Genomic DNA, 14270 nt, shown 5'->3' on the forward strand with positions numbered 1-14270 from the left:
CTCAGTCGTGACGCAGCTGGTCAGCCAGCCGCTCTAGAGCCCGGCGCGCATCACGTTCAAGACGCGCCAAGCTGAACAATCCACTAATCGCCAGCACCATGCCGGCCATGGTCGGCAGGGTTGCCTGCCAAACGCCAGCGGCCATGCCGCGCGGGTTACCGGCGCCGTTGATGGCCAACACGTCAAACACCGCCACCATGCCGCTCACCGTGCCGAGCAAGCCCAGCAGCGGGTACATCGCCACCAGGGTTCTGCTCAGGCGTAACGGCCCGAGCAAATGCTGCTGCGCCTGCGCCAACCAGGCGCTGCGCACCGCGCGTTGCCAGTTACCGGCATCATCATTTAGCACCTGTTGCCAGGCCTGACGGCGCTCCTTCACCCACTCCGGAAACACCCGGCGCATGTACCAGAAGCGCTCAAACACCAAGGTCCAGAACACCACACACAGGCCCGCCAGCGCCCACATCACCACGCCACCGGCGCTCATGAAATCGAGCAAGGCATGGCTGCTGTCAACCAGGCGCAACCACAGCGCCAGCCAATCAGTCACGGCGCGGAGCTCCCGACAGATGCAGGGCGATCAGCCCGGCGCTCTGCTGTTCGAGCAGCTGGATCAGGCCTTTGCTGCGGCTAGCGAGCAGGGTGTGCAGGAACAGCAGCGGAATCGCCACCACCAGCCCCAGCACGGTGGTGACCAGTGCTTGCGAGATACCATCGGCCATTAGCCGTGAATCACCGCCACCGCCTTGGGTAATCGCTTGGAAGGTGACGATCATCCCGGTCACGGTACCGAGCAGACCCAGCAGCGGCGCTACGGCGCACAGCAGCTTGAGCAGGCCCTGGCCTTTTTCCAGCGGCGGGGTTTCCAGCAGGATGGCTTCGTCGAGCTTCAACTCCAGGGTTTCCAGATCCGACAATTGCGGTTTAGGCCCCAGCACGCCGATGATCCGGCCCAGCGGGTTGTCCGCACGCGGCGCGCTGAGGTCATGCATCTGCGCGCTGACGCCACGCCCCGCACGAGTCAGAAAGACCATGCGCCAGATCGCCAGCAGCAGACCAAACAGACCCAGGGCGAGGATCACCCAGCCGACCAGCCCACCCTGCTGCACGCGATCCCACAGCCCAGGCTGACGCTGCAACTGCGCCAGCAGGGTGCCGCGGCTCGGGTCGATCGGGAGGCTGGCAACTGTTTCGTTGCTGCCCAGGTAATCGCCCACTTGACCCAGCCCGGACGGCTGACGCGGCGGAGCAATCAGCTCGCCCGCATCGGCGTCGTAACGCAAGAAATCATCGGTGCCGTAGGCGGAAAACGTGCCGACGCGCAGCACGCTTTGCGGTGCACGCGTGCCATCAGCAGCAACCACCGGCAACTGCACCGGCTCTACGCGGCCGCTGGCGGTCAGGTCTTCGAGCAGCAGCATCCAATAGCCATCGAGATCGGCGGCGGATGGCAGCGTGCGGCTTTCAGCCAATGCCTTGAGGCTGGCCAGACGCTGCGGGTATTGAGCGTTGAGCAGGCTGTCCTGCCACTGCCCAGCGACATCACCGGCGCTTTGGCGAACCACGCCAAATAACTCACCGAGATGACCGACACGTTGAGTCAGCAGTTTCTCTTGCTCGGCCAACTGACTTTCTTGACGGTCAAACTCAGCCTTTAGCCGTTCGGCTTCGGCCTTCTGTGTGCTCAAGGCGCTACGCGCACCCGCCAATAACTGCGCGCGCTCGCCACGCTCCGCAATGAAGGCCTGCTCACGGCTCTGCATGGCCGTGACTTCGGCAGCACGCTCACTGCGAATGCGTTGCAGCAGTTGGTCCGGGCTCAAGGGTTCGGCCGCAACGGCCAGCGCTGGCAGCAAGGCCAGGGTTAGAGCAAGAACGCGACGGTTCATGGCTTGGCCTCCAGCGCCAGGGTTTTCACAGGCAGGTCAAGCAAGGCCGGGGCCTGCTCCTGACGGGCAATCGCGATGGCCTGACGCAATGGACGACGCGCACTGCCATCGAGGATTTGCCAGCTACGGGTTTGCGGGTTCCACCAACCACTTTCATGGCCATCGAGGGTTTGGAAATACAGCATCACCCGGCCCAGGCGCAGAAACTCGACACTGCGCGAGCTGCCTTCACTCGGCAACTCGCCACGCCAGGCTTCCAGGGTGCGGCCGTAATCGCTTTCCACTTGGTAGGCCTCAAGGATGCGTCGGTATTTTTCCGCCAGGCTGACATCGGCACGCGGCAGCAGATCCTGCAACTGCGCCAAACGGTCACTGCGCTCATCGGGAAGGAACGGCAGGTCAGCGCCGATAAACTCCCCCAGCACCTCAACCATGCGGCGCATCTGCGGAGTCACCGCCTCCTGCGTGCGCTCAATGCCGTCCAACTGCTGCTGATAGCCCGCCAGTTCCTTGCGCTGCGCCGTTACCAGCTCACGCAGCTGAGCGTTGTAACCCTGCAGAGCTTCGGCCTGCTGCAGGGCATTGCGGTATTCGCTGAGCATTTCCCGGCTGGCGTCATCGAGTTGTTCGACGCGAGCTTGCGAGGCCTTGGCATCGGCAGCCAAGGCTTGGCTTTCATCCAGTGCGGCATCCAGAGGGGTCGCGGCAAGCGGCGCACTGGCCAGAACCAGAGCGACTGCCAGCAGGCGCTTCGGCAGAGGGGTCATGGGGCATTCCTTGTGAAGAGACATGCATAAAGATAATTATTATCAACTGCATTACGTCTCTCAAGCAACCACGCTTAGGCAACCACTGCAGGCCAGATAGCTGCTGCCGCCTTTCTAAACGCCCCACGCATGAAAATTTAGATAGCTCACTACTTTATTGAGCTGGATCAACAGCGTCTTTTTCAGCCCTTCTAACATCGTGCTCAGCCAATTCGAACCGATGATTTATGGGAGCACAGCATGCGTACATCTCTTTTAACCGCCTCACTGCTGACCCTGGCGATTGCCGCGCCAATGGCACACGCACACCAAGCGGGCGATATTATCGTGCGGGCCGGTGCCATCACCGTTGACCCACAGGAAAGCAGCGGCGATATATGGGTAGGTGCCCTCGACACCAACGTGGCAGGCACCAAGGCCACACTCAACAGCGACACCCAGCTGGGTTTGAACTTTGCCTACATGCTGACCAACAACATTGGCATCGAACTACTGGCGGCCACCCCGTTCAGCCATGACGTAGGCGTAAAAGGCATGCCAGGGGCCTTCGCCGGGCTCAACGGCAAACTCGGCGAACTCAAACACCTGCCACCGACACTGAGCGTGGTGTATTACCCGCTCGATTCGAGCTCAGCATTCCAGCCTTATGTCGGCGCCGGCATCAATTACACCTGGTTCTTCGACACCGAACTGAGCAGCGAAGCGCAAGACAAAGGTTTTAGCGGCCTGGACATGAAAGACTCTTGGGGGTTGGCGGCGCAGGTGGGCATGGACTACATGCTGACTGACAGCATCATGCTCAACGCCCAGGTGCGTTATATCGATATCGACACCACCGGCACCACACACATCCTTGGCGACAAGGTGAAAGTCGATGTGGACGTGGACCCTTTCGTCTATATGGTCGGCCTGGGCTACAAGTTCTAAGTTCTACTGCAATCAAGAATTGCCTAGGACCACTCTTAACGTCGCACAGCGACGATTCGAGAGATGCCCGGCAAAAATGGCAGAGCATAAAAAAACCGACCTAAATGGCCGGTTTTTTTCACTCACTCTTTACTCAGGATTGCGCCAGCAGATGCCTTAAGCCTTCTTGCATGGAGGTTGTTGGCGGCAACTGATAATGCGCCTGTAACCGTTGGTTATCTGCACGCGAGTGACGAATATCGCCAGCACGCGGAGCTTGATAGGTGATCGCAGGCAAACCGCCACACAGCTCACCAATATCAGCCAGCAGCTGATTTAGGCTGACAGCCTGGTTCCAGCCGACATTGACCGCGCCCTCCACCACTTGCGGCGCAGTCAGCGCCTGGGTCAACAACGCCAGCAAGTCCGCGATGTAGAAAAAATCGCGAGTCTGCTCACCATCACCGAACACGCTGATCGGCAGACCTTGCTGAGCGCGCTGGGTGAAAATACTGATTACTCCGGAATACGGCGAGGATGGGTCCTGCCGCGGTCCGAAGATATTAAAGAAGCGAAAAATCGCCGGTTCCAAACCATGCTGACGGCGATAGAAATCCAGGTAGTGCTCGCTTGCCAGCTTGTCCGCGGCATAAGGTGTCAGCGGCGCCTTCGGCGTATTTTCATCAATGGCCATGCCTTCGCCGTTATGGCCATAGACCGCCGCACTGGAGGCAAACAACACGCGTTTGACGCCGTGCAGGCGCATGGCCTCGCAGACATTCAGGGTGCCGACGAAATTACTCTGATGGGTCGCCACCGGATCATCCACCGAGGCCTGCACCGAGGCCACCGCCGCCAGATGCGCCACGGCCACACACCCGGCAACCGCCTGCGCTACCACGGCCGCATCGGCGACATCGCCCTGGATAAACTGCAGCAGAGGATTATCCAACGGCAGATTGGACCGTTTGCCCATCGACAGGTTATCCAGCACCCGCACGCGATGCCCTTGGGCCAATAACGCATCGACCAAGTGCGAGCCGATAAAACCCGCACCGCCGGTAACCAAGACAGGACGCAAATCAGACATGGCGGTAGTAACGATCCAGTAGGCTCGGCAAGCCCGAGCGCCAGGCGCGAGGTTTGATGCCGAAAGTGTGCAGAATTTTCTTGCAAGACAACACCGCGTGCTGCGGCTCTTCGGCGGCATCCGAACGGGCGCTGTGCGCTTGCGGGCCCAGCTCCTCAACCAGATTGCTGCGAAAACTGCGCGCCTCGCTCAGCACTGCCTGCCCCAGCGCCAGCGACGTGGTCGCCTCATGCCCGCCGTAGTGATAGGTGCCCCACAGGGGCGTCTGGCAATCCAACTGCTTAAGCACGGCGAGAATTACCCGCGCCGCATCATCAACCGGGGTCGGATTGCCTCGCCGATCATCGGCCAGCAACAGCGGCTCACTTTGCCCAGCGCGGCTTAGAAAGCGCCCGAGCAAGCCAGCGGCGCTGTCATCCAGCAACCAGCCAAAACGCAACAGCACATGACGCGGACAAATTGCTCGCACGCGCTGCTCAAAACGCCAGAGGGCTTGCCCCCTCAGGCCAAGCGGCTGAGGTTCTTCCTTTTCACTGTACGCCGTAGCGCGCACGCCATCGAACACGCGGTAGCTGGACGGCTGTAACAGACGAATTTGATGATGCTGGCAGAGTTCGGCGAGACGCTCGACGGAGCGCTCCTGAGCAGCAAAATGCGCCTCACTTACTACTTCAGCCTGGAACCAGTCGAAGTAGTAAGCAAGGTTGATCAGGGCATCTGGACGGGTGTCATCAAGCAGCTGAGTCAGGCTGGCAGGGTCCCAGCCAGACTCAGGCGGACGCGGCGCGAGGAAGCCGATGTCCTCTTCAGCACCGAGACGAATCAGAGCTTGCCCAAGAGCATTGCCCCCACCCAGCAGCATTAGCCGCATACGCATGATAAAACGCTAATTCAGGCGATCAAAACGGGATGTCATCGTCGAAGCTGTCGAAGTCCGGAGCGGGTTGAGCTGCTGGCTGCGGAGCCGGACGCGGAGCGGATTGCTGTGGTGCGCGCTGCGGTGCAGCAGCAGGACGTTGCTGCCGTGGCGCAGAATCGCCACCGGCGTTATCCGGACGGCCGCCCAACAGCTGCATGGTGCCTTGCATGTCGACAACGATCTCGGTGGTATAACGCTTGATACCGTCTTTTTCCCACTCACGGGTTTGCAGCTTACCTTCGATATACACCTGCGAACCTTTACGCAGATATTCACCGGCAATTTCCGCAACCTTGCCAAACATCGACACACGGTGCCATTCGGTCTTCTCGACCTTCTGCCCGGTTTGCTTGTCGGTCCACTGCTCGCTGGTGGCCAGGCTCAGGTTGGTGACCGCGTTGCCATTTGGCAGGTAACGGGTTTCCGGGTCCTGTCCGCAGGTACCGACCAGAATGACTTTGTTAACCCCACGGGCCATAACGTTCTCCTAGGCTTTCAGCACGCCGCCGGCACCGGCTCTATGAGGCGCTCGAGGGACGTGCGGTCCAATTGTTGGGTATCCACTTTGATATAGATGGCGGCTTCTTCATGCACCACTACAGCATCCGCCACACCGGGCAATGCCTGTAGACGCTCGGCCAGCCCTGTTTCTTGCAAGGCCACAGCTGAAAGTGGCAGGCGCAGGCTGGTGACATACGGCGGTTCGCGCATAGTAACAGCAAAAACCAGCCAAAAAAGAGCCAGCACGGCACAGCCCGCAAACACACCCGACAGGCTGTAGTGCTGATACAACCAACCACCGAGGATGCCACCGATGGCCGCACCCAGAAACTGGCTGGTGGAATAAACGCCCATCGCTGTGCCCTTACCACCCGCTGGCGCGACCTTGCTAATCAGCGAAGGCAATGACGCCTCCAGTAGATTGAACGCGGTAAAGAACACCACTGTGCCGAGCACCAGCGCACGCAAGCTGGTACCGAACCACCAAAAGAACAGCTCACACAGCAGCAGCACGCTCACCGCGCCGAGCAGCACAGGCTTCATCTGACGCTTCTTCTCACCATAAATGATGAACGGCACCATGCCGAAGAAACCTACCAGTAACGCGGTCAGATACACCCACCAGTGTTCTTCCTTGGCCAACCCACCCTGCTCTACCAGCGCCAGCGGCAAGGCAATAAAGCTGGCCATCAGGATGGCATGCAACACCAGAATGCCGAAGTCCAGACGCAGTAAGTCAGGATGCTTGAGTGTCGGCAGCAGTGCCTGCTTGCTCACCCGCGACTCACGGTGCTGCAGCGGCCCGGCAGAAGAGGGCACTAGCCCGGCAACGATCACAATGCCCAGCAGCGCCATCGCTGCGGTGGCGAGAAACAGACCCGACAAACCAAAGGCACGCGTCAGCAGCGGGCCGACCACCATTGCCACCGCAAACGACAAGCCGATGCTCATGCCAATCATGGCCATCGCCTTAGTCCGGTGCTGCTCGCGAGTGAGATCGGAGAGCAGCGCCATCACCGCCGCTGAAATCGCCCCGGCGCCTTGCAGCACGCGCCCAGCAATCACCCCCCAAATCGAATCGGCATTGGCTGCCAGCAGGCTGCCGGCGGCAAAAATCAGCAAGCCCGCATAGATCACCGGACGCCTGCCGATGCGATCACTGAGCATGCCAAAAGGGATTTGCAAGAACGCCTGCGTCAGGCCATACGCACCTATCGCCAAACCAATCAGTGCGGGGGTCGAACCCGCCAGGTCCATGCCATAGGTCGCCAGCACCGGCAGCACCATAAACATACCGAGCATACGGAACGCGAACACCAGCGCCAGGCCACTGGCCGCGCGGGTCTCGCTGCCACTCATACGCTCGCTGTGCGGATCGTGCATGGAAAACGCTCTGTCGAAATAGGCGGCGATTCTAGCAGCCTCAATGGTCATGGCACAGCAGTGACGCTTTGCCGCGCCCGCCTATGGGGCCGTATACTCGTTGGTTTTCCGCCCGCCATGCGAGGCCGTTGTTTGTGGACAAGATTCTGATCCGGGGTGCGCGCACCCATAACCTGAAAAACATCGACCTGACCCTGCCCCGCGACAAGCTGATCGTGATTACCGGCCTGTCCGGCTCTGGCAAGTCGTCACTGGCGTTTGACACCCTCTACGCCGAGGGTCAGCGCCGCTATGTGGAATCCCTGTCGGCCTACGCCCGCCAGTTCCTGTCGATGATGGAAAAGCCTGACGTCGACACCATCGAAGGCCTGTCGCCGGCGATCTCCATCGAGCAGAAGTCCACTTCACACAACCCACGCTCCACCGTCGGCACCATTACCGAGATTTACGACTACCTGCGCCTGCTCTATGCCCGCGCCGGTATTCCGCGCTGCCCGGACCACGATCTGCCGCTGGAAGCGCAGACCGTCAGCCAAATGGTCGACCAGGTATTAGCCCTGCCCGAAGGCAGCAAGCTGATGTTGTTGGCGCCGGTGATTCGCGAACGTAAAGGCGAACACCTGGCGATCTTCGACGAGCTGCGTGCCCAAGGCTTCGTGCGCGTGCGAGTCAACGGCAAGATTTACGAGTTGGATGAACTGCCGAAACTCGATAAACAGAAGAAGCACAGCATCGATGCCGTGGTTGACCGTTTCAAGGCGCGCGGCGATCTGCAGCAGCGCCTGGCCGAATCCTTCGAAACCGCCCTCAAGCTGGCCGACGGCCTGGCCCTGGTCGCGCCCCTCCCCGCCGAAGGCAACAACGAGCAAGGTGAAGAAGGCGAAGAAATCATCTTCTCCGCCCGCTTCGCCTGCCCAACCTGCGGCCACTCGATCAGCGAACTAGAGCCCAAGCTGTTTTCTTTCAACAACCCGGCCGGCGCCTGCCCGACCTGCGACGGCCTGGGCGTGAAGCAGTTCTTTGACATCAAGCGCCTGGTTAATGGCGAGATGACCCTGGCCGAAGGCGCAATCCGTGGCTGGGACCGGCGCAACGTGTATTACTTCCAGATGCTCGGCTCCCTCGCCGCGCACTACGGCTTTAGCCTGGAAGTACCGTTCGACGAGCTCAGCGCCGAGCACCAGAAGTGCATCTTATTTGGTAGCGGTACGCAGAACGTCGACTTCAAGTACCTCAACGACCGTGGCGATATCGTCAAGCGCTCGCACCCTTTCGAAGGGATCGTGCCCAACCTGGAGCGGCGCTACCGCGAAACTGAATCCACCAGCGTGCGCGAGGAACTGGCCAAGTTCCTCAGCACCCAGGCCTGCCAGGATTGCCGTGGCACTCGCCTGCGCCGGGAGGCCCGCCACGTGTGGGTTGGAGAGAAAACCCTACCGGCAGTCAGTGGTATGCCGATTGGCGACGCCACCGAGTATTTCGGCAGCCTGGCGCTGCCTGGTCGGCGCGGCGAAATCGCCGAGAAGATCCTTAAAGAAATTCGCGAACGCCTGCAGTTTTTGGTCAACGTTGGCCTCGACTACCTGACCCTGGACCGCAGCGCCGACACCCTGTCGGGCGGGGAAGCACAGCGTATCCGCCTGGCCAGTCAAATCGGCGCAGGGCTGGTTGGAGTCATGTACATCCTCGATGAGCCGTCCATCGGCCTGCATCAGCGTGACAACGAGCGCCTGCTCGGCACCCTGCGTCACCTGCGCGATATCGGTAATACGGTGATCGTGGTCGAGCACGACGAAGACGCCATTCGCATGGCCGACTACGTAGTCGATATTGGCCCAGGGGCTGGCGTACACGGCGGCCAGATCGTCGCACAAGGCACCGCAGCCGAAGTCATGGCGCATCCAGACTCACTCACCGGCAAGTACCTCTCCGGCCGGGTGAAGATCGCCGTTCCGGCTAAGCGTACGCCACGGGACAAGAAACTCTCGTTGAAGATTAAAGGCGCGCGCGGCAATAACCTGCGCAATGTCGATCTGGATATTCCGATTGGCCTGCTGACCTGCGTGACGGGTGTATCCGGCTCAGGCAAGTCGACGCTGATCAACAACACCTTGTACCCGCTGAGCGCCACCGCACTCAACGGCGCCACCACTTTAGAAGCTGCCGCCCACGACAGCATCGACGGCCTGCAACACCTGGATAAGGTGGTGGACATCGACCAAAGCCCAATCGGCCGCACACCACGCTCGAACCCTGCGACCTACACCGGCCTGTTCACTCCGATCCGTGAACTGTTCGCCGGCGTGCCGGAATCGCGCTCACGCGGTTACGGCCCAGGACGCTTCAGCTTCAACGTCAAAGGCGGACGCTGTGAAGCCTGCCAAGGCGACGGCCTGATCAAAGTGGAAATGCACTTCCTGCCGGACATCTACGTGCCTTGCGACGTGTGCAAAAGTAAACGCTACAACCGTGAAACCCTGGAAGTGAAATACAAGGGCAAGAGCATCACCGAAGTGCTGGACATGACCATCGAGGAAGCGCGAGTGTTCTTCGATGCCGTACCTGCATTGGCGCGCAAGCTACAAACTCTGATGGATGTGGGGCTGTCGTATATCAAGCTGGGCCAGTCGGCGACCACCCTTTCCGGCGGTGAAGCACAACGGGTCAAGCTGAGCCGCGAGCTAAGCAAGCGCGACACCGGCAAAACCCTGTATATCCTTGATGAGCCGACCACGGGCCTGCACTTCGCTGATATCCAGCAACTGCTCGACGTGCTGCATCGCCTGCGGGACCACGGCAACACCGTGGTGGTGATCGAGCACAACCTGGACGTGATCAAGACGGCCGACTGGCTAGTCGATCTCGGCCCAGAAGGCGGCTCCAAGGGCGGTCAGATCATTGCTTTCGGCACCCCAGAAGAAGTCGCAGAGATGCCGCAGTCGCATACCGGTTACTTCCTCAAACCACTGCTGGAACGTGACCGCGACTAACCTCGCGCAAAGACAAAAAAGCCCCGATCATTCGGGGCTTTTTTGTGTCGATGGGAACCTACATTTGCGACTGCAAATAGTTCTCCAGGCCGAGACTGCTAATCAGCCCCAGTTGAATTTCTAGCCAGTAGGCGTGATCTTCTTCAGTGTCCTTGAGCTGGACCAACAGAATATCGCGGGTGTGGTAATCCTGATGTTGTTCGCACAACGCGATACCTTTGCTCAGCGCAGCGCGCACCTGATACTCCAGCGCCAGATCGAGCTTGAGCATCTCCGGCACCGTCTGCCCAAAGTGGAAGCTGTCAGGCACCATGTCCGGCGTGCCCTCAAGAAACAGAATGCGCTTGAGGATGGCATCAGCGTGCTGAGTCTCTTCTTCCATCTCATGATTAATACGCTCGTACAGCTTGGTGAACCCCCAATCCTCATACAGGCGCGAGTGCACGAAATACTGATCACGGGCGGCCAGCTCGCCCTTGAGCAGCATTTTCAGATAATCGATGACTTCAACATGGCCTTTCATGGGGCAGTTCCTTAACCAAACAACATACAGGCATTAATGCTGGGCGCGCGCCGACGATAGGTCAAGTGGCACACCCGCGCATCCGCCATCCAACAACCATCAGCCACTGCAGAGCCATACCTTAGGCGCTTTTTCTCGCCCATAAAAAAACCGGGCCAAGGCCCGGTTTTTTATACAACCAGCGACTTACTCAGCGTCTACAGCTGCACCAGCGACCGGACGGTCAACCAGCTCAACGTAGGCCATTGGAGCATTGTCACCAGTGCGGAAGCCGCACTTGAGGATACGCAGGTAACCGCCCTGACGGGTGGCGTAGCGCTTGCCCAGGTCGTTAAACAGCTTACCAACGATGGCTTTCGAACGAGTACGGTCGAAGGCCAGACGGCGGTTTGCAACGCTGTCTTCTTTAGCCAGAGTGATCAGCGGCTCGGCAACGCGGCGCAGCTCTTTGGCTTTCGGAAGAGTAGTTTTGATCAGCTCATGCTCGAACAGCGATACCGCCATGTTCTGAAACATGGCCTTGCGGTGTGCGCTGGTGCGGCTGAGGTGACGGCCACTTTTACGATGACGCATGGTTCAATTCCTTACCAAACTCACGTTCGGTGATGATGACGATCAGGCAGTCGCCTTATCGTCTTTCTTCAGACTTGCCGGCGGCCAATTGTCGAGGCGCATACCGAGGGACAGACCGCGAGAAGCCAGAACATCCTTGATTTCAGTCAGGGATTTCTTGCCCAAGTTCGGCGTTTTCAACAGTTCCACTTCGGTGCGCTGAATCAGATCACCAATGTAGTAAATGTTCTCTGCCTTGAGGCAGTTTGCCGAACGTACAGTCAGTTCCAAGTCATCAACCGGACGCAGAAGGATCGGATCGATCTCGTCTTCCTGCTCGATAACAACAGGCTCACTGTCACCTTTGAGGTCGACGAACGCAGCCAACTGCTGTTGCAGAATGGTTGCAGCGCGGCGAATAGCCTCTTCAGGGTCCAGAGTACCGTTGGTCTCCAGGTCAATAACCAGCTTGTCCAGGTTAGTACGCTGCTCAACACGAGCGTTTTCCACCACGTACGACACACGGCGTACCGGGCTGAACGAAGCATCCAGCTGCAAGCGACCAATGCTGCGGCTTTCATCTTCATCGCTCTGACGAGCATCAGCCGGCTCATAGCCGCGACCACGAGCTATGGTGAGCTTCATGTTCAGCGCGCCAGTGGAAGCCATGTTGGCGATTACGTGGTCGCCATTGACGATTTCAACATCGTGATCCAGCTGAATATCGGCAGCGGTAACTACACCCGAGCCCTTCTTCGCCAGAGTCAACGTCACTTCGTCACGACCATGCAGTTTGACAGCCAGACCTTTCAGGTTGAGCAGGATTTCAATGACATCTTCCTGAACACCTTCTATGGCGCTGTACTCATGGAGTACACCGTCAATCTCGGCCTCAACTACTGCACAGCCAGGCATGGAGGACAACAGGATGCGGCGCAGCGCGTTGCCCAGGGTGTGGCCAAAGCCGCGCTCGAGAGGCTCGAGCGTGATCTTGGCGCGGGTCGGACTGACCACCTGCACATCAATGTGACGGGGGGTCAGGAACTCATTTACCGAAATCTGCATGGATGCACCTATTTTCTAGCCCTTACTTGGAGTAGAGCTCGACAATCAGGCTTTCGTTGATGTCAGCGGAGAGATCACTGCGCGCCGGGACGCTTTTGAACACGCCAGACTTCTTCTCAGTGTCTACTTCTACCCATTCAACGCGGCCACGCTGGGCACACAGCTCGAGAGCTTGAACAATGCGCAGCTGATTCTTCGCCTTCTCGCGAATTGCAACGACGTCGCCAGCTTTAACCTGGTAAGACGGAACGTTTACAGTATTGCCGTTTACGCTGATCGACTTGTGCGAGACCAGCTGACGGGATTCAGCGCGAGTTGAGCCGAAGCCCATGCGATAAACCACGTTATCCAGACGACACTCGAGCAATTGCAGAAGGTTCTCACCAGTAGCGCCTTTCTTGCCGGCAGCTGCTTTGTAATAACCGCTGAATTGACGCTCAAGTACACCGTAGATACGACGAACTTTTTGCTTCTCACGCAGCTGGGTGCCGTAGTCAGACTGACGACCACGGCGCTGACCGTGAATACCTGGGGCTGCTTCGATGTTGCACTTCGATTCCAGAGCGCGTACACCGCTTTTCAGGAAAAGATCTGTGCCTTCACGACGAGACAGTTTGCATTTGGGACCAATGTAACGAGCCATTTCTCACTGTCTCCTGATTACACGCGACGCTTCTTCGAAGGACGGCATCCGTTATGCGGAATGGGCGTCACATCGGTGATGCTGGCGATCTTATAGCCACAACCGTTCAAAGCACGGACAGCGGACTCACGACCCGGACCGGGACCCTTAACGTTAACGTCGAGGTTCTTCAGACCGTATTCCAGCGCAGCTTGACCAGCACGTTCAGCGGCCACCTGGGCAGCAAACGGGGTGCTTTTACGCGAACCGCGGAAACCTGAACCACCTGAGGTAGCCCAAGACAGAGCGTTGCCCTGACGGTCAGTAATGGTCACGATTGTGTTGTTGAAAGAAGCGTGGATGTGGGCGATGCCATCAACCACCGTCTTTTTGACTTTCTTACGAGTACGAGCAGCAGGTTTTGCCATGACTAAATTCCTGTCGATGCGCGAATGCGATTACTTGCGGATCGGCTTACGCGGGCCCTTACGGGTACGCGCGTTGGTCTTGGTACGCTGACCGCGAGCCGGAAGACCACGACGATGACGCAGGCCGCGGTAGCAACCCAGGTCCATCAAGCGCTTGATTTTCATGTTCACTTCACGACGCAGGTCGCCTTCGGTATTAACCTTGGCTACTTCGCCACGCAGCTGCTCGATCTGCTCGTCAGAGAGATCTTTGATTTTTGCAGCCGGATTAACGCCGGCGGCAGCACAGACTTTCTGTGCAGTTGTGCGACCAACACCATAGATGTAGGTCAACGAGATAACAGTGTGCTTGTTATCCGGAATGTTAACGCCTGCAATACGGGCCATTCAGTGGAACTCCAATTGACAGCTACCTACGCCCCGGAAGCCAAGAAATAGGGCGCGAGATACTAACGCTGTAGAAACAAATAATCAACCCGGCAGCGCACTAGCTGCCGGGCTTGTCACTTCTCTCACACTCAGCCTTGGCGCTGCTTGTGACGCGGTTCCGAGCTGCAAATCACGCGAACAACACCTTCGCGACGAACAATCTTGCAGTTACGGCACAGCTTTTTCACTGATGCACGAACTTTCAT

General features: G+C 58.7%; 16 protein-coding genes. 2 read left to right on the forward strand and 14 right to left on the reverse strand.

Annotation, left to right across the window (positions count from 1 at the left end; translation table 11 throughout):
• Nucleotide 1: 1 nt before the first annotated feature.
• Genes D8779_RS16415 through D8779_RS16425 form a run of 3 tightly spaced genes read right to left on the reverse strand, consistent with a single transcriptional unit; the run spans nt 2 to nt 2656 of the window.
• Nucleotides 2-550, reverse strand: a complete 549-nt coding sequence (locus tag D8779_RS16415; RefSeq protein WP_136665564.1) for a MotA/TolQ/ExbB proton channel family protein — start codon at nt 548-550, stop codon at nt 2-4.
• Entirely contained in the window at nt 543-1889 is a 1347-nt protein-coding gene (locus tag D8779_RS16420; RefSeq protein WP_136665565.1) for a MotA/TolQ/ExbB proton channel family protein, read from the reverse strand. Before D8779_RS16420 ends, D8779_RS16415 begins: the two co-directional genes overlap by 8 nt.
• Nucleotides 1886-2656, reverse strand: coding sequence for a DUF3450 domain-containing protein (locus D8779_RS16425; RefSeq protein ID WP_136665566.1), 771 nt, complete (start codon nt 2654-2656; stop codon nt 1886-1888). The genes D8779_RS16420 and D8779_RS16425 overlap by 4 nt, the downstream gene beginning before the upstream one ends.
• Before the next feature lie 240 nt (nt 2657-2896).
• Between D8779_RS16425 and D8779_RS16430 the strand changes: the two genes are divergently transcribed.
• Nucleotides 2897-3583 (forward strand): OmpW/AlkL family protein, encoded by a 687-nt coding sequence (locus D8779_RS16430; RefSeq protein ID WP_136665567.1) that lies wholly within the window; start codon nt 2897-2899, stop codon nt 3581-3583.
• Nucleotides 3584-3716: 133 nt separating this feature from the next.
• Here the strand turns inward: D8779_RS16430 and D8779_RS16435 are convergent, their stop codons facing one another.
• Genes D8779_RS16435 through D8779_RS16450 form a run of 4 tightly spaced genes read right to left on the reverse strand, consistent with a single transcriptional unit; the run spans nt 3717 to nt 7455 of the window.
• A complete protein-coding gene (locus D8779_RS16435) occupies nt 3717-4652 on the reverse strand; it encodes an NAD-dependent epimerase/dehydratase family protein (RefSeq protein ID WP_205895832.1) in 936 nt (311 codons plus the stop codon).
• Nucleotides 4645-5529, reverse strand: a complete 885-nt coding sequence (locus D8779_RS16440; RefSeq protein ID WP_136665568.1) for a sugar nucleotide-binding protein — start codon at nt 5527-5529, stop codon at nt 4645-4647. The genes D8779_RS16435 and D8779_RS16440 overlap by 8 nt, the downstream gene beginning before the upstream one ends.
• Before the next feature lie 22 nt (nt 5530-5551).
• Complete coding sequence (locus D8779_RS16445) at nt 5552-6049, reverse strand: single-stranded DNA-binding protein (RefSeq protein ID WP_136665569.1); 498 nt, start codon at nt 6047-6049, stop codon at nt 5552-5554.
• Between the two features lie 17 nt (nt 6050-6066).
• On the reverse strand, nt 6067-7455 hold the full coding sequence (locus tag D8779_RS16450) for an MFS transporter (protein ID WP_136665570.1): 1389 nt from the start codon (nt 7453-7455) through the stop codon (nt 6067-6069).
• Between the two features lie 134 nt (nt 7456-7589).
• Here D8779_RS16450 and uvrA point away from each other — a divergent pair, with 134 nt between their 5' ends.
• Nucleotides 7590-10445 (forward strand): excinuclease ABC subunit UvrA, encoded by a 2856-nt coding sequence (gene uvrA / locus D8779_RS16455; RefSeq protein ID WP_136665571.1) that lies wholly within the window; start codon nt 7590-7592, stop codon nt 10443-10445.
• Nucleotides 10446-10503: 58 nt separating this feature from the next.
• Here the strand turns inward: uvrA and bfr are convergent, their stop codons facing one another.
• From bfr to rpmJ, 7 genes are all read right to left on the reverse strand, one after another.
• A complete protein-coding gene (bfr, locus tag D8779_RS16460) occupies nt 10504-10968 on the reverse strand; it encodes a bacterioferritin (RefSeq protein WP_136665572.1) in 465 nt (154 codons plus the stop codon).
• A gap of 186 nt (nt 10969-11154) precedes the next feature.
• Nucleotides 11155-11541 (reverse strand): 50S ribosomal protein L17, encoded by a 387-nt coding sequence (gene rplQ, locus D8779_RS16465; RefSeq protein ID WP_069519894.1) that lies wholly within the window; start codon nt 11539-11541, stop codon nt 11155-11157.
• A 42-nt stretch (nt 11542-11583) separates the two neighbouring features.
• Nucleotides 11584-12585 (reverse strand): DNA-directed RNA polymerase subunit alpha, encoded by a 1002-nt coding sequence (locus D8779_RS16470; protein ID WP_136665573.1) that lies wholly within the window; start codon nt 12583-12585, stop codon nt 11584-11586.
• A gap of 22 nt (nt 12586-12607) precedes the next feature.
• Nucleotides 12608-13228, reverse strand: coding sequence for a 30S ribosomal protein S4 (gene rpsD, locus D8779_RS16475; protein ID WP_136665574.1), 621 nt, complete (start codon nt 13226-13228; stop codon nt 12608-12610).
• A 17-nt stretch (nt 13229-13245) separates the two neighbouring features.
• Nucleotides 13246-13635 (reverse strand): 30S ribosomal protein S11, encoded by a 390-nt coding sequence (rpsK, locus tag D8779_RS16480; RefSeq protein WP_013789773.1) that lies wholly within the window; start codon nt 13633-13635, stop codon nt 13246-13248.
• 30 nt (nt 13636-13665) lie between these two features.
• Nucleotides 13666-14022: a 30S ribosomal protein S13 gene (rpsM, locus tag D8779_RS16485; protein WP_090255786.1), complete on the reverse strand. Its 357-nt coding sequence runs from the start codon at nt 14020-14022 to the stop codon at nt 13666-13668.
• Between the two features lie 131 nt (nt 14023-14153).
• Nucleotides 14154-14270 (reverse strand): 50S ribosomal protein L36, encoded by a 117-nt coding sequence (rpmJ, locus tag D8779_RS16490; protein WP_045215308.1) that lies wholly within the window; start codon nt 14268-14270, stop codon nt 14154-14156.

It is taken from the genome of Pseudomonas leptonychotis, assembly GCF_004920405.1.
Lineage (GTDB): Bacteria > Pseudomonadota > Gammaproteobacteria > Pseudomonadales > Pseudomonadaceae > Aquipseudomonas > Aquipseudomonas leptonychotis.

Excerpts from the sequence above, each read along its gene's own strand:
- D8779_RS16420 (WP_136665565.1), bottom strand. The coding sequence starts at position 1,889 with ATGAACCGTCGCGTTCTTGCTCTAACCCTGGCCTTGCTGCCAGCGCTG.
- D8779_RS16425 (WP_136665566.1), bottom strand. The coding sequence starts at position 2,656 with ATGACCCCTCTGCCGAAGCGCCTGCTGGCAGTCGCTCTGGTTCTGGCC.
- D8779_RS16430 (WP_136665567.1), top strand. The coding sequence starts at position 2,897 with ATGCGTACATCTCTTTTAACCGCCTCACTGCTGACCCTGGCGATTGCC.
- D8779_RS16435 (WP_205895832.1), bottom strand. The coding sequence starts at position 4,652 with ATGTCTGATTTGCGTCCTGTCTTGGTTACCGGCGGTGCGGGTTTTATC.
- D8779_RS16440 (WP_136665568.1), bottom strand. The coding sequence starts at position 5,529 with ATGCGTATGCGGCTAATGCTGCTGGGTGGGGGCAATGCTCTTGGGCAA.
- D8779_RS16445 (WP_136665569.1), bottom strand. The coding sequence starts at position 6,049 with ATGGCCCGTGGGGTTAACAAAGTCATTCTGGTCGGTACCTGCGGACAG.
- D8779_RS16450 (WP_136665570.1), bottom strand. The coding sequence starts at position 7,455 with ATGCACGATCCGCACAGCGAGCGTATGAGTGGCAGCGAGACCCGCGCG.
- bfr (WP_136665572.1), bottom strand. The coding sequence starts at position 10,968 with ATGAAAGGCCATGTTGAAGTCATCGATTATCTGAAAATGCTGCTCAAG.
- rplQ (WP_069519894.1), bottom strand. The coding sequence starts at position 11,541 with ATGCGTCATCGTAAAAGTGGCCGTCACCTCAGCCGCACCAGCGCACAC.
- D8779_RS16470 (WP_136665573.1), bottom strand. The coding sequence starts at position 12,585 with ATGCAGATTTCGGTAAATGAGTTCCTGACCCCCCGTCACATTGATGTG.
- rpsD (WP_136665574.1), bottom strand. The coding sequence starts at position 13,228 with ATGGCTCGTTACATTGGTCCCAAATGCAAACTGTCTCGTCGTGAAGGC.
- rpsK (WP_013789773.1), bottom strand. The coding sequence starts at position 13,635 with ATGGCAAAACCTGCTGCTCGTACTCGTAAGAAAGTCAAAAAGACGGTG.
- rpsM (WP_090255786.1), bottom strand. The coding sequence starts at position 14,022 with ATGGCCCGTATTGCAGGCGTTAACATTCCGGATAACAAGCACACTGTT.
- rpmJ (WP_045215308.1), bottom strand. The coding sequence starts at position 14,270 with ATGAAAGTTCGTGCATCAGTGAAAAAGCTGTGCCGTAACTGCAAGATT.